General features: G+C 59.7%; 13 protein-coding genes. 9 read left to right on the top strand and 4 right to left on the bottom strand.

Annotated features, from left to right (window positions below):
* Positions 1-120: 120 nt before the first annotated feature.
* Complete coding sequence (locus RAE19_RS02425; protein ID WP_313873419.1) at positions 121-963, top strand: shikimate dehydrogenase; 843 nt, start codon at positions 121-123, stop codon at positions 961-963.
* A gap of 31 nt (positions 964-994) precedes the next feature.
* Here the strand turns inward: RAE19_RS02425 and RAE19_RS02430 are convergent, their stop codons facing one another.
* Entirely contained in the window at positions 995-1,276 is a 282-nt protein-coding gene (locus RAE19_RS02430; RefSeq protein WP_313873420.1) for a late competence development ComFB family protein, read from the bottom strand.
* 223 nt (positions 1,277-1,499) lie between these two features.
* Between RAE19_RS02430 and RAE19_RS02435 the strand changes: the two genes are divergently transcribed.
* From RAE19_RS02435 to RAE19_RS02470, 8 genes are all read left to right on the top strand, one after another.
* A complete protein-coding gene (locus RAE19_RS02435) occupies positions 1,500-1,811 on the top strand; it encodes a winged helix-turn-helix transcriptional regulator (protein WP_313873421.1) in 312 nt (103 codons plus the stop codon).
* Positions 1,812-1,962: 151 nt separating this feature from the next.
* Positions 1,963-2,316, top strand: a complete 354-nt coding sequence (locus RAE19_RS02440) for an FKBP-type peptidyl-prolyl cis-trans isomerase (RefSeq protein ID WP_430962506.1) — start codon at positions 1,963-1,965, stop codon at positions 2,314-2,316.
* Positions 2,317-2,436: 120 nt separating this feature from the next.
* Positions 2,437-3,000: a nucleotide exchange factor GrpE gene (grpE, locus tag RAE19_RS02445; RefSeq protein ID WP_313873423.1), complete on the top strand. Its 564-nt coding sequence runs from the start codon at positions 2,437-2,439 to the stop codon at positions 2,998-3,000.
* 123 nt (positions 3,001-3,123) lie between these two features.
* Positions 3,124-5,070, top strand: a complete 1,947-nt coding sequence (dnaK, locus tag RAE19_RS02450) for a molecular chaperone DnaK (RefSeq protein WP_313873424.1) — start codon at positions 3,124-3,126, stop codon at positions 5,068-5,070.
* Positions 5,071-5,161: 91 nt separating this feature from the next.
* Complete coding sequence (gene dnaJ / locus RAE19_RS02455; protein ID WP_313873425.1) at positions 5,162-6,292, top strand: molecular chaperone DnaJ; 1,131 nt, start codon at positions 5,162-5,164, stop codon at positions 6,290-6,292.
* A gap of 153 nt (positions 6,293-6,445) precedes the next feature.
* Positions 6,446-7,393, top strand: a complete 948-nt coding sequence (locus RAE19_RS02460) for a rhodanese-related sulfurtransferase (protein WP_313873426.1) — start codon at positions 6,446-6,448, stop codon at positions 7,391-7,393.
* A gap of 20 nt (positions 7,394-7,413) precedes the next feature.
* Positions 7,414-8,064 carry a glutathione S-transferase gene (locus RAE19_RS02465; RefSeq protein WP_313873427.1) on the top strand — a complete coding sequence of 217 codons (651 nt, stop codon included), beginning with the start codon at positions 7,414-7,416 and terminating at the stop codon, positions 8,062-8,064.
* A 188-nt stretch (positions 8,065-8,252) separates the two neighbouring features.
* Positions 8,253-10,634, top strand: a complete 2,382-nt coding sequence (locus tag RAE19_RS02470) for a DUF1631 family protein (protein WP_313873428.1) — start codon at positions 8,253-8,255, stop codon at positions 10,632-10,634.
* Between the two features lie 99 nt (positions 10,635-10,733).
* On the opposite strand, the gene RAE19_RS02475 is transcribed toward RAE19_RS02470, so the two are convergent.
* The 3 genes from RAE19_RS02475 to RAE19_RS02485 form a co-directional block, all read right to left on the bottom strand.
* On the bottom strand, positions 10,734-11,699 hold the full coding sequence (locus RAE19_RS02475) for an NAD(P)H-dependent flavin oxidoreductase (protein ID WP_313873429.1): 966 nt from the start codon (positions 11,697-11,699) through the stop codon (positions 10,734-10,736).
* A 114-nt stretch (positions 11,700-11,813) separates the two neighbouring features.
* Positions 11,814-13,604: an acyl-CoA dehydrogenase gene (locus RAE19_RS02480; protein ID WP_313873430.1), complete on the bottom strand. Its 1,791-nt coding sequence runs from the start codon at positions 13,602-13,604 to the stop codon at positions 11,814-11,816.
* 99 nt (positions 13,605-13,703) lie between these two features.
* A complete protein-coding gene (locus tag RAE19_RS02485; RefSeq protein WP_313873431.1) occupies positions 13,704-14,636 on the bottom strand; it encodes an electron transfer flavoprotein subunit alpha/FixB family protein in 933 nt (310 codons plus the stop codon).
* Position 14,637 lies beyond the last annotated feature (1 nt).

Here is a 14,637-nt window from a genome sequence, read left to right on the forward strand (position 1 = left end):
CCCGCCGGCTTCACTACAAGCCATTTAGCGCCCCAGCCCACATGCAATGTGCGCGGGGCGCTATTTTTTTGATAGCACCCATTCCAACCAACCGATCGAAAAGATCGCTTTGTCATTCGTATGGCTCACGACATCCCCTACCAACTCGCCGGCGTGATGGGCTGGCCCGTCGCGCACTCGCGCTCCCCGGTCATCCATAACCACTGGATTGCCGAACATGGCCTGCGCGGCGCCTATGTGTTGCTGCCGGTGCAGCCCGCACGCCTGGAGCAAGCGTTGCGCGCCCTGCCCGTTCTCGGAATTGCCGGCTGCAACCTGACCATTCCTCACAAAGTCGATGCGATGTCCATCGTGGACCATGTGGATGCACTCGGTCAGCGTATCGGTGCGGTGAACACGATTGTGGTGAATACAGATGGCTCCCTGAGTGGTCGCAACACTGATGCCTTCGGCTTTGTCCAGAGTCTTTACGAAGCGGGTAGCCCGTGGCAACCTGCCAGCGGGCCGGTTTGTGTGGTCGGGGCTGGCGGTGCGGCGCGCGCCGTCGTGGTGGGCCTGCTGGATGCAGGCGTCCCGGAAATCCGGCTCACCAACCGCAGCGATGGCAAAGCCACCGAGATGGCCGGTGAATTTGGTGACAAGGTCAAGGCCGTCGCCTGGTCAGAAAGGCACGCCTGCCTGGAGGGCTGTGCGCTACTGGTCAACACCACCAACCAAGGCATGCACGGCCAGCCTGCACTCGACCTGCGGCTGGACGCGCTCCCGGCCACAGCGCTGGTGTCGGACATTGTGTATGTCCCGATGGAGACGCCCTTGCTTACCGCCGCGGCGGCACGTGGGAACCCCACCGCCAACGGGCTCGGCATGCTGCTGCATCAAGCCCGCCCGGCGTTTGAGGCATGGTTTGGAACCATGCCCTCTATCAGTCCGGAACTGCTGCAAAAGATCAAAGCGACCTTCTGAAGGTTGCAGGCGTCCGAACGAAGGGCGGCTTTTAGTCGCCTGCCTTGGCGCTACGTTCGCCCACGAAACGGAACGCAAACAGCAAGGCCTCTTCAAGAGACAGGTCAATTGCCTGGCGCTCTTGTTCCGTCAAATAAAACATCAAATCCACGTCGTGGCGTACATAGCGCGCCGGCAGGCGGTTCAGCGCAACGCACGCCACATCACCCAACATATCGTTGTTGAAAGCCGGAAACTCGGCAGCCCGGCGGACGACCTCCTCAAAAACCAGGCGCTCGTAGTAGTTGTGGACCAGCTCAAAGTTGAAAGCCATGTGAAAAAACCTCCGGATCATGAATCACCGCACCTTAGCATCGTGGGCACGCAGTGGCAAGCCGGACACATAGGTATGCGTTTGTAAGTCTGGCGCCCTGTTTACCTGTGCCAACAGCTATGAAACTTGTAGCAAGCAGAAAACTGCGCTATAGTTTCCGCTCGTTTTAGGAATCCGGCCGCATGGCCGGCCCACCATCAAGATACATAAAAAGGGCAAGGTAATGAGTGCAAAAGAAACGGTCGCAGTGGGCCAATTGTTGGAACTCTTGGAATCCCGTTATGCGATACGCGTTTTGTGGGCCCTTCGCGACGGCCACGCACAAACCTTCCGCTTGCTGCAAGACAGCGTCGGTGGAATTACCCCCAACACCCTGAATACCCGGATCAAAGAATTGCGCGAAGCCGGCCTCCTGACCCACGGTACCGACGGCTATGTAGTGACATCCGCAGGTGCAGATTTGCTCAAGCGCCTGGGTGACTTGCAGGCGTTTGCCGTGAAGTGGTCTACCGCTCAGGCAAAAAAGGCGAAGTAAACCGCTGCCGGCCGTTTAACGGCCTGAATCCTGCAGACAGGCCATGGCCTGTCTTTTTTTTGGCTGGGGCATAATTTATGGTTTTTCCGGCCGCCAGCACCCAGTGCGTTTGCGCGACCTGCTCCTGTTTTTATAGCAAAAGGATTTGAATATGCCTACTACCGCCAGCGGACTCCAGTTTGAAGACACGATTGAAGGCACCGGCGACGAAGCCAAAAAAGGCCAAAGCGTCACCGTGCATTACACAGGCTGGCTCTACAACGATGGCGTGCAAGGCGCCAAGTTCGATTCCAGCAAAGACCGCAACGATCCGTTTGTGTTCCATCTGGGCGCCGGCATGGTGATCCGCGGTTGGGACGAGGGCGTGGCCGGCATGAAAGTCGGCGGGGCCCGCACCCTGATCATCCCTGCAGCGCTAGGCTACGGTGCCCGCGGTGCCGGCGGCGTGATCCCCCCCAATGCAACCCTGAAGTTCGACGTGGAATTGCTGGGTGTGCGCGGCTAATTCCGCAGCCTCTCCGTGACACATCTTCCGGATGACCGCACGGCATCCGGAAACTCCCTCTTGAAACAAGGTTATGCGTCGCCATATAGAGCGCAATCGCATTCAACCGGATAGAACAGCATGTCTGATACCCCAAGCCCATCCAGCCCCAACCCGGCCGCTGACGCGGCACAAAGCCCCGAAGAAATTCTCGCAGCGGCCGCTGCGAACGAGGGCGACGCCTTGGCCCAAGCCCAAGCAGAACTTGCCACGTTGAAAGCCAAAAGCAGTGAATTGGCTGACCAATTCTTGCGCGCCAAAGCCGAAGCAGAAAACGCCCGCCGCCGCGCTGAAGACGAAATCTCCAAAGCCCGCAAGTTTGCGGTGGAAAGCTTTGCCGAGAGCATGTTGCCCGTGGCAGACAGCCTGGAAGCCGGTCTTGTGATCAAAGACGCCACCCCCGAGCAGATCCGCGAAGGCGCCCAAGCCACCCTGCGCCAATTGACAGCTGCACTTGAGCGCAACAAGGTGATCGCCATCGCACCGGCTGCCGGCACCAAATTCGATCCGCACCATCACCAAGCCATCAGCGTGGTGCCTTCCGAGCAGGAAGCCAACACCGTGGTCAATGTGCTGCAAAAGGGCTACTCCATTGCTGATCGCGTGCTGCGCCCGGCCTTGGTCACCGTGTCTGCCCCCAAGTAAGTGCGACAGCGCACAACCAGCCGACCGGATTAATCGTAATTTTTGAGCGGTTGGGCACTTGAAACGTTTTGAGTAGCCCACACCTTATCCACATCTGAATTTTTAGAGTTTTAGGAGTACACCATGGGAAGAATCATCGGCATTGACTTGGGAACCACCAACAGCTGCGTGGCTGTGATGGAAGGCAACACGCCCAAAGTGATCGAAAACGCGGAAGGCGCGCGCACCACCCCGTCCATCATTGCGTACCAGGAAGACGGCGAAGTGTTGGTGGGCGCATCCGCCAAGCGCCAAGCTGTGACCAACCCCCGTAACACTCTTTACGCAGTGAAGCGCCTGATCGGTCGCAAGTTCACTGAGAAAGAAGTCCAGAAAGACATCGACCTGATGCCCTACACCATTGCGGCTGCCGATAACGGCGACGCATGGGTAGAAGTGCGTGGCAATAAGCTGGCGCCTCAGCAGGTCAGCGCTGACGTACTGCGCAAGATGAAGAAGACCGCCGAAGACTACCTCGGCGAAGAAGTGACCGAGGCCGTGATTACCGTGCCCGCGTACTTCAACGACGCACAGCGCCAAGCCACTAAGGATGCTGGCCGCATTGCCGGTCTGGATGTCAAGCGCATCATCAACGAACCTACCGCGGCTGCCTTGGCATTCGGTATGGACAAGAACGAAAAGGGCGACCGCAAGATTGCCGTGTACGACTTGGGTGGCGGCACCTTTGACGTGTCCATCATCGAAATCGCTGACGTCGATGGCGAAAAGCAGTTCGAAGTGTTGTCTACCAACGGTGACACCTTCCTGGGCGGTGAAGACTTCGACCAACGCGTGATCGACTTCATCATCACCGAGTTCAAGAAAGAACAAGGCGTCGACCTGTCCAAGGACGTGCTGGCCCTGCAACGCTTGAAGGAAGCCGCTGAAAAGGCCAAGATCGAACTGTCCAGCAGTTCGCAAACCGACATCAACCTGCCCTACATCACTGCAGACGCGTCCGGCCCCAAGCACTTGAACGTCAAGCTGACCCGAGCCAAGCTGGAGTCCTTGGTGGAAGAGCTGATCGAGCGCACCATTGCCCCTATCCGTACCGCCCTGAAGGACGCTGGCGTGTCCGCCTCCGAAGTGCATGACGTGATTCTGGTCGGTGGCATGACCCGCATGCCCAAGGTGCAAGAGAAGGTCAAGGAGTTGTTCGGTAAGGAGCCACGCAAGGACGTGAACCCTGACGAAGCCGTGGCCGTGGGCGCTGCGATCCAAGGCCAAGTGCTCTCCGGTGACCGCAAAGACGTGTTGCTGTTGGACGTGACTCCCCTGTCCCTAGGTATTGAAACCCTGGGTGGCGTCATGACCAAGATGATCACCAAGAACACCACCATCCCAACCAAGTTTGCGCAGACCTTCTCGACCGCAGAAGATAACCAGCCTGCCGTGACTATCAAGGTGTTCCAGGGTGAACGCGAAATCGCGGCGGTGAACAAGATGCTGGGCGAATTCAACCTCGAAGGCATCCCACCCGCAGCGCGCGGCACACCCCAGATCGAAGTGTCTTTTGACATTGACGCGAACGGCATCTTGCACGTAGGCGCCAAGGACAAGGGCACCGGCAAGGAAAACAAGATCACCATCAAGGCCAACTCCGGCTTGTCGGAAGACGAAATCCAGCAAATGGTGAAAGACGCCGAGCTGAATGCAGCCGACGACAAGAAGAAGCTGGAACTGGTGCAGGCCCGTAACGAAGCCGAAGCCAACGCCCACAGCGTCAAGAAGAGCCTGACCGAGTACGGCGACAAGCTGGACGCCGGCGAAAAGGAAAAGATCGAAGCGGCCATCAAGGACGTGGAAGACAGCCTGAAGTCTGACGACAAAGACGCGATCAAGGCAAAGAGCGAAGCCCTGATGGCAGCCAGCCAGAAGCTGGGTGAGAAGATGTACGCTGACATGCAAGCCAAGCAAGCCGCTGAAGGTGGCGAGCAGCCTGCTGGTGCAGAGCAAAGCGCACAGGGCTCCAAGCCAGCAGACGATGACAACATCGTGGACGCTGAAGTCAAAGAAGTCAAAAAAGGCTAAGCTGGCACACTAGCGCAGCACAAAGATGCCGCGTTGAACGCCACTTGGGGTTCAACGCGGCTTTTCTGTTGTTTACAGGCAAAAGAGACACATGGCCAAACGCGACTATTACGAAGTTCTGGGCGTCAGCAAGACCGCTACGGAAGAAGAGATCAAAAAGGCCTATCGCAAATTGGCGATGAAGCACCACCCTGACCGCAATCAGGGTGATGCCGCCAAAGCCGCAGAAGAGAAATTCAAAGAGGCCAAAGAGGCCTACGAGATGCTCTCTGACGCCCAAAAGCGTGCGGCCTATGACCAGTACGGTCACGCCGGCGTGGACCCCAACCGGGGTGGCGGCGGTGGCGAGGGCTATGGCGGCTTTGCCGAAGCCTTCGGCGATATCTTTGGCGACATGTTCGGCCAACAGCGCGGCGGTGCGCGGGGTGGACGTCAGGTCTACCGTGGCAGCGATTTGAGCTACGCCATGGAAGTCACCCTGGAAGAAGCGGCACGCGGCAAAGACGCGCAGATCCGCATCCCCAGCTGGGACAACTGCGACACCTGCAAAGGCACCGGCGCCAAACCCGGCACCCAAGTCAAAACCTGCGGCACCTGTAATGGAGCGGGTACGGTGCAGATGCGTCAAGGCTTTTTCAGCGTCCAGCAGACCTGCCCCACCTGCCGCGGCAATGGCAAGGTCATCCCTGACCCCTGCAATGCCTGCAGCGGCCAAGGCAAGATCAAGCGCCAGAAAACCCTGGAAGTCAAAATCCCGGCGGGTATCGACGGCGGCATGCGCATCCGCAGCGCAGGTAACGGCGAGCCGGGTACCAATGGCGGCCCACCCGGCGACCTGTACATCGAAATCCGCCTCAAGAAGCACGACATCTTTGAGCGTGATGGCGATGACATCCATTGCTCTGTACCCATCAGCTTCATCACCGCAGCGTTGGGTGGCGAGATTGATGTGCCTACGCTGGCTGGCAAAGCGGCGATCGACATTCCCGAAGGTACCCAAACCGGCAAGCAGTTCCGCCTGCGCGGCAAGGGCATCAAGGGCGTGCGCTCCAGCTACCCCGGCGACCTGTATTGCCACATCACGGTGGAAACACCGGTCAAGCTCACCGAGCACCAGCGCAAGCTGCTCAAGGAGTTGGATGAGTCGTTCAAAAAAGGCGGCAGCAAGCACTCGCCCACCGGCGACAGTTGGACAGATCGCCTGAAGAGCTTCTTTAGCTGATCGGCCATGCCCTAAGGGGCTGCCACCGGCCCGACCAAGCCGCCACGATCGCCCAGCGATCCGGCGGCTTTTTTACGCATGTTGGCGCCATGCCGGCCCCGCCGTAGCCTGCCAAGTCGCCGACAAGCGCGGCTGGGCAGGCACAATCGGGGGATGTCGAAACCTGTATATCTGACCGCTGCTTTTTACAAGTTTGTTGAACTGCCCGACTTCGCCGAGCGCAAGGCCCCTCTGCTGGCATTTTGCGAAAGTCGCCGGGTCAAAGGCATGATCTTGCTCGCTGAAGAAGGCATCAACAGCACGATTGCCGGCATGCCTGATGACGTACATGCGGTACTGGCCTATTTGCGTGCGGACCCCTTGCTGGCGGACTTGCAGCACAAAGAATCTTTCTCGGAAAAAGCGCCCTTCTATCGCATGAAGGTGCGCCTGAAAAAAGAGATCGTGACCATGCAAGTGCCGGGCATCAGCCCCACCAAAATGGCGGGAACCTACGTCAAACCGCAGGACTGGAACGCCCTGATTTCCGACCCTGATGTGGTGGTTGTCGATACCCGCAACGACTACGAAGTGGAAATCGGCACTTTTGCCGGTGCCATTGATCCGCGAATCAAAAGTTTTGCCGAGTTGCCCGCGTGGGTCGCGCAAGACCCGGTGTTAGCGGGATCAGGAAAAAAGCCCAAAGTCGCCATGTTCTGCACCGGAGGCATCCGCTGCGAAAAGTCGACCGCCTATATGCGCGAAAAAGGCTTTGACGAGGTCTACCACCTCGAAGGCGGCATTCTCAAGTACCTCGAAACGGTTCCTCCCGAAGAAAGCCTGTGGCAAGGCGAATGCTTTGTCTTTGATGAACGCGTCTCCGTGGGCCATGGCCTCAAGCCGGGGAATCATGGGCTGTGCCGTGCCTGCCGTCACCCTTTGGAGGCAGGTGCTACCGAGTCGCCGCTCTTTGAGGCGGGCGTGAGCTGCCCCCGCTGCCACGCGCACACCAGCGATACTCAAAAAGCCAGCGCTCGCGAGCGCCAGCGCCAATGGGAGCTGGCCAAACAGCGTCAACAGGTGCACATAGGCGCGACCCTGCCCAAGCCCGAATCCCCCTGAATAACCCTGCTTTTTGCGCCATGAGCCTACCTATTTTGTACTCCTTCCGCCGGTGCCCTTATGCCATGCGCGCCCGCATGGCGATTGGAGCTAGTGGGATGCAAGTGCAATTGCGGGAAGTTGTGCTGCGCAGCAAGCCGGTAGCCCTGTTGGAGGCATCGCCCAAAGGGACTGTTCCGGTTTTGGTGCTGCCGGATGGCCTTGTGATCGAGCAAAGCCTGGACATCATGCAATGGGCGCTGCAACAGCACGACCCCATGGGCTGGCTGCCCACCTCAGGTAGCGCGGAATCAGAAGCGAAGGCGTTGGTTCACCGGTGTGATGGGGAGTTCAAACCGCATCTCGATCGCTACAAATACCCCAACCGGTACCACCTGGCTGACGGGCAAGCCAACCGCGCAGAGGGAGCCGCCTTTCTGAGAACGCTTGACCACCACTTGCAAGCGCAACCCTTCTTACAAGGGCCGGCCTGGGGTTGGGCTGATGCAGCGATCGCACCGTTTGTCCGGCAGTTTGCCCACACCGACCCCACCTGGTTCGCGGCACAAGACTGGCAGGCCCTGGTGCACTGGTTGACCTCGTTTGAGGGGTCGGATTTCTTCAAGGTTTGCATGGCCGTTTTTCAGCCCTGGCAGCCGGGGGACCCTGCGGTTTTTTACCCCGCCGCCTGAGTGTTTTCCGCCTGATGGCACGGGGTTACAACTCCTTACCAGAAACCCGCTGATCCCAAGCATTCAGAGGGGCAAAGTGCCCTTGACCCCCTGCAACAAGTGGCACGTCCGTGCGATCATTCCCCCTCGGTTACAACCTTATAAAAGTGCATGCGGGCAAACTGCCAGCCCCATGCCAACGTTGGCTTATGAGCGCTTTTCAGTCATTAACTGCCGGCAACAGCACGCCTGAATCGCGGGCCAGGGCTCAGCGCCTGGTGCGTGCGATGGTGGGAAGAACCTTGGGTTTTTTCGAAGAGCGCGATACTGCCAGCCTGAAACATCTGCGCGGCCATCTGCTGGACCTCGCAGATGGAAAGTTACCGGTCATACAAGGGCAGAACTTGCGGGCCGCCTCGGTCTTACTGGACCGGCAGCCAGAGCGGTTCTTGAAGTCTTACCGAAACCAACTCCGGTTGGCATTGCAGGAAGAAGTGGCCACCACATGGCCCGCCCTCACCCAGCTGTCCGCCTCACCAAAGCCCACCGCAGACACCCTTGAAGGCATGTCGTTCAGCTTGATTGACGTGGATGAGGTGCACCGTATCCTGTTGTTGGACCGGGTGGCTCAACGGTTCAATCTGCATTTCGAGCCTTTGCTCACCACCTTGACGACCCAACTGGCCGCCTTGATGGGGGACGAATCTGCGTCGTTGTCGCAAAACCCCTTCCGCCCGCTCGTGTTGCTCAAAGGTTTCATGCTGGGTTGGGAAAAAGGCGAGCTTGACCCCCAAGTCACAGAGCACCTGGTGGATACGCTGGAGCCTGCGCACTTTGTGGATTTGGGCCCGCTGTACACCGAGCTGATTGCCACGCTCACGCAGGCAGGAGTGCATGCCACCACCGTGCATCGCATCCGGAAATCCCCCAATGGGTCGTCGCAGTTTGCGCCGCTGACCGGCGCAGCCGACCTGGGTCCGCGCAGCGCCGGCGCACCACTTGCCGCAACCACCGAAAGCAGCAGCCTCACTCACCGGGACACGCCTCCGGCGGCACCCGAGTCGGCCCCCTCTGTGTGGTCCCAGTGGGGGCCTGCGCGCCAGGAGTGGGTGCAACAGGCCCGTCACTTCTTGCGTCGCTTGGGTGTTGGACGCCCCTCCGTCGAGCAGGCTGGTGGCTTTGAACTCTCGGATGCCGACTCCGGCGGTACTCCGGGAGCGCACAACAGCCTGTCCATTCCTGCAGACCCCGCCTTGTTGCAGTACCTGAGTGCGATGCAAGCCGGCACCGGACGCGGCTCCCGCTATCAGTTCCTGGAGTCTGACGACGCCAAAGAAACTGCCGGATCCCCGCACAATGTGTTGCGCAAATTGGGGGATCAGCCGACATTCCAACAGGCCCAAGAACTGGACCGCGGCACGGTCAATGCACTGGCCGAGGTGTTTGACTACGTGTTCACCGATGGCGCTATCCCGGCCGAACTGAAGGTGGTCATCGGGCGATTGCAAATTCCTGTTTTGCGCGCAGCCATGGTGGACCGCGATTTCTTCTTGAGTGCGGAGCATCCTGCCCGCAAACTGGTGGACACCTTGGCATCCGCCTCGGTCGCATGGACGCCAGACAAAGGCGAACAAGACCCCCTGTACCAACGGATCGAATCCACCGTCCAGCGGGTGTTGCACGAGTTCAATGACGACCTCACGCTGTTTGCGGCGCTCCTGGCCGACTTCACCGAATTCTTGTTTGAGTCCGAGCGGCAGGCTGACCAACACATCGAGCCATTTGCCTCCCGGGAGAACGACGAGGAGCAGTTGGCGGCCGCGCTGGCACAGGCCGATGAGGCTGTACACGCGCGCATCAGCGCGCTGCCCGAGCACCTGCCGCTGGCGCCGTTTCTCAAACCCTTCCTCACCACCCAATGGCGGCAGGTGATTGCGGTGGCATGGATGACCGAAGACACCCATCCGGGCCATTGGAACCGCACATTGGCCACGATGGATCAGCTCATCTGGAGCACACAGCCCAAGACAAAGCCAGAAGAGCGCCAAGAATTAGTCGGCGTGCTGCCCGAGCTGGTTCGCACACTCAATGCCGAGCTCGATAGCATTGGCTGGGACGGCGAATACAGGGCGAACTTCACCCGCAGGCTGATTGCCACCCACATGCTGGCGATACGGATGAAGGCCGCTCCCCCGCTCGACACCCAAGGTGCGGCCCTCGAGGCACATGCCGCCGATGAGGCGATGCAGGCACTGGACGAGCGTAGGGCCGGCAAACTTGCCGAGCAAGATGCCGAGCAGATGGATGACTTTGATGCCAGTGCGCAGTTGCTGACCCGCGGTGTCTGGTTTGAAAAGGTGTCACCGGAGACACCGCCCTTCCGCTGCCGCCTGAGCTGGGTCAGCCCGATGCGCACACGCTTCTTATTTACCAACCGCGAAGGCTTTGACGCCTTCGTGCTGTCCGAGCGGGAAGTTGCCGCCATGCTGCGCCGCCACGAGCTGCAAATGCTGGATCAGGCACCTATCGTGGAACGCGCCTTGAACCGCCTGATGGCCGACAACGCGCCGGAGCTGCGCCTGCAGGCCTGATCTGTACGGGATATTGGTAACGCCCCGCCTCCCCTACTATCAAAAAAATAGCGCCTCGCGCATGAAGCGCGGGCGCTACCAGCATAAATGCTTAAAAAATCAGGCGTAGTTGCGCGCCAGTAGTTCGGCCTTGGCAGCGGCGTATTCCCGCTTGAGCTGGGCCACAAACTCGCCGGCGGGCTGAATCTTGTCGACGGCACCAATGCCCTGTCCGCAGCCCCAGATGTCTTTCCACGCTTTGGCAGACGCGCCGCCAAAGTTCATCTTGCTCGGGTCGCTCTCCGGCAGGTTGGCAGGGTCCAGGCCGGCCGCGCGAATGCTGGGCGCCAGGTAGTTGCCGTGCACACCGGTGAAGAGGTTGCTGTAAACAATCTCGTCCGAGTTGTTGTCCACGATGGCCTGTTTGTATTCCTGCGCGGCGCGGGCTTCTTCGGTCGCAATAAAGGCCGAGCCGATGTAGGCAAAGTCTGCCCCCATGGCTTGCGCCGCCAGCACCGAGGCACCCGTGGCAATGGAGCCCGACAAGGCCAATGGGCCATCGAACCACTGGCGGATTTCCTGCACCAAGGCAAACGGGCTCTTCACGCCCGCATGGCCACCGGCACCAGCAGCCACAGCGATCAGGCCGTCCGCGCCTTTTTCAATAGCTTTGTGCGCGTGCTTGTTGTTGATGATGTCGTGCAACACTACACCGCCGTAAGAGTGGGCGGCAGCATTGATGTCTTCGCGCGCGCCCAGCGAAGTGATGATGATCGGTACCTTGTACTTCACGCACAACGCCATGTCGTGCTCCAAGCGGTCATTGCTTTTGTGCACGATCTGGTTGATCGCAAAAGGCGCGGCAGGCTTGTCGGGGTGCGCTGCGTTGTGAGCCGCCAAGGCCTCGGTGATTTCTTTCAGCCAGTCCTCCAGCAACTCGGCCGGACGCGCATTGAGCGCTGGCATGGAGCCCACCACACCCGCAATGCACTGGGCTATCACCAGCTTCGGATTGCTGATGATGAACAGCGGCGAGCCGATCACCGGAAATGGCAGCCTATCCAGCGGCGCAGGCAGTTTGGACATGGGGTCTCCTCGGGTACTTTTTATGGAAGAAATCGACCGGTAGCGCTCGCTGCATATGCGCGAGCAGCTACCAAATCTATAGCATCAACGTCACCGGCAACGCCGGCTAGCCCATCAGAAAGCGTCGAGCGGCAAGGCGGTGACGCTGTCGGCACCTTCCACAATGCTGTCGCGCAGGCCACCGGCCTTGCTTAACAAGTGGTCGGCATAGAAGCGTGCAGTGGTGATCTTGGCCTGCATAAACGCCACATCGTCGCCAGCAGCAATCGCCTTTTCGGCGACCAAGAGCGAGCGGGCCAGTTGCCAGCCGGCCATCAAGTTGCCTGCAAGCATGAGGTACGGCACGCTGCCGGCGAACACCGCGTTCGGACTTGCCTTGGTGTTACCAGCCACGAATTCGACCACGTCAATAAACGCCAAACGGGCAGCCTTCAGCCGCTTGGCAACAGCCAGCGCATGGGCGGAGCCGCTGGCCAGCAAATCCGCTTCGGTCGCTTCCACTTGGGCGGCAATACCCTTGGCAATCTGGCCACCATCGCGGGCAGTCTTGCGCCCCACGAGGTCATTGGCCTGGATGGCAGTGGTGCCCTCGTAAATGGTGAGGATCTTGGCATCACGGTAGTACTGGGCCGCGCCGGTTTCTTCGATGAAACCCATGCCGCCGTGCACCTGCACACCCAGCGAAGTGACTTCCAGGCTCATTTCGGTGGTGTAGCCTTTGACCAGCGGCACCATGAACTCGTAGAAAGCCTGGTTCTGCTTGCGGGCTTCGGCGTCGGTGTGGTGGTGTGCCGCGTCGTAAGCGCTGGCAGCCACACTGGCCAACGCTCGGCAGCCTTCGGTGTAAGCGCGCATGGTCATCAACATGCGGCGCACATCAGGGTGGTGAATGATGGGGGCGCTGCCGGGCATGGAGCCATCCACCGGGCGGCTTTGCACGCGGTCTTTGGAGAACTGCACCGCCTTTTGGTAAGCGCGCTCAGCAATCGCAATGCCCTGCACACCCACGCCGTAGCGGGCAGCGTTCATCATGATGAACATGTACTCGAGGCCGCGGTTTTCCTGGCCCACGAGATAGCCAATCGCACCACCCTTGTCTCCGTACTGCAGCACCGCTGTCGGGCTGGCCTTGATGCCCATCTTGTGCTCGATAGACACGCAATGCACATCATTGCGGGCGCCCAAAGAACCATCTTTGTTCACCATAAATTTTGGCACCACAAACAAACTGATGCCCTTCACGCCTTCAGGCGCGCCGCTCACGCGGGCCAGCACCAAATGGACGATGTTCTCGGCCATATCGTGCTCACCCCAGGTGATGTAAATCTTGGTACCGAACACCTTGTAAGTGCCATCCGCCTGGGGCTCAGCGCGGCTGCGCACCAAGGCCAAATCGGAGCCTGCCTGGGGCTCGGTCAGGTTCATGGTGCCGGTCCATTTGCCGCTCACCAGGTTTTCCAGGTAGGTCGCCTTGAGCTCGTCAGAGCCGGCGGTCAGCAGGGCCTCAATGGCACCGTCCGACAGCAAGGGGCACAGGGCGAAGCTCATGTTCGCACTGTTGACCATTTCGCCGCAAGCCGCGCCAATCGTCTTGGGCAAACCTTGGCCACCGAAATCGGTGGGGTGCTGCAGGCCTTGCCAGCCACCATCGGTGAACTGCTTGAACGCTTCTTTGAAACCGGGGGTGGCAGTGACCACGCCGTCTTTCAGGCTGGAGGGGTTTTTGTCGCCTTCCCAGTTCAGGGGGGCCAAAACGCCTTCGGTGAACTTGGCGGACTCTTCCAGCACCGCCTGGGCCGTATCGAGGCCGGCGTCTTCAAAGCCGGGCAGTTGGGCGATCTGTTCAATGTTGGCCAGGTGCTGGATGTTGAACAGCATGTCCTTGAGGGGGGCGACGTAACTCATGGTGAGTCTCCAGTTATTGTGGGGGTTACAGACAAGGTAGGTAACAGGCAAGACCAAAAAAAAGGGCACCGCAAGCGATGCCCCTTTTTCGGACCGGCATCAGAGTGCCGCAATCAGTTCCGGCACAGCGGCGAAGAGGTCGGCCTCCAAGCCGAAATCTGCCACGCTGAAAATGGGGGCTTCCGGATCTTTGTTGATGGCCACGATGACCTTGGAATCCTTCATGCCGGCCAAGTGCTGGATGGCGCCGCTGATACCGCAAGCCACATACAGCTGGGGTGCCACGATCTTGCCAGTCTGGCCCACTTGCCAGTCGTTGGGCGCGTAACCCGCGTCCACCGCAGCACGGGATGCACCCAATGCAGCGCCGAGCTTGTCGGCCAGCGGGGTCATGACTTCGGAGAACTTCTCGGAAGAACCCAAAGCGCGTCCGCCGGAGACGATGATCTTGGCGGCTGTCAGCTCAGGGCGGTCGTTCTTAGCGATCTCGGAACCCACAAAAGTCACGGCAGCGCTGGTGGCTGCAGCTGTCACGGTCTCTAACGCTGCACTGCCACCAGTGGCCGCGGCGGGATCGAAACCGGTGGTGCGCACGGTCAGCACTTTCACGGCGTCAGTGGCTTGCACGGTGGCGATGGCGTTGCCGGCATAAATGGGTCGCTCGAAGGTGTCGGCGCTCACCACTTTGGTAATGTCAGACACTTGGCCCACGTCCAGCTTGGCCGCCACGCGGGGGGCGATATTCTTGCCAGAGGCAGTGGCCGGGAAAACGATGTGGCTATAGGCACCGGCGATAGCCAACACTTGGGCTGCCACGTTTTCAGCCAAGCCATGCTCGAAAGCAGCGCTGTCGGCATGGATCACTTTGGACACACCGGCGATTTGCGCAGCAGCGGCAGCAGCGGCACCCGCATTGCTGCCAGCGACCAATACGTGCACGTCACCACCCGCTTGGGCGGCAGCAGTCACGGTGTTCAGGGTGGCACCCTTGATGGATGCATTGTCGTGTTCGGCGATAACAAGAGCGGTCATG

It is taken from the genome of Rhodoferax potami (assembly GCF_032193805.1).
Taxonomy (GTDB): domain Bacteria; phylum Pseudomonadota; class Gammaproteobacteria; order Burkholderiales; family Burkholderiaceae_C; genus Allorhodoferax; species Allorhodoferax potami_A.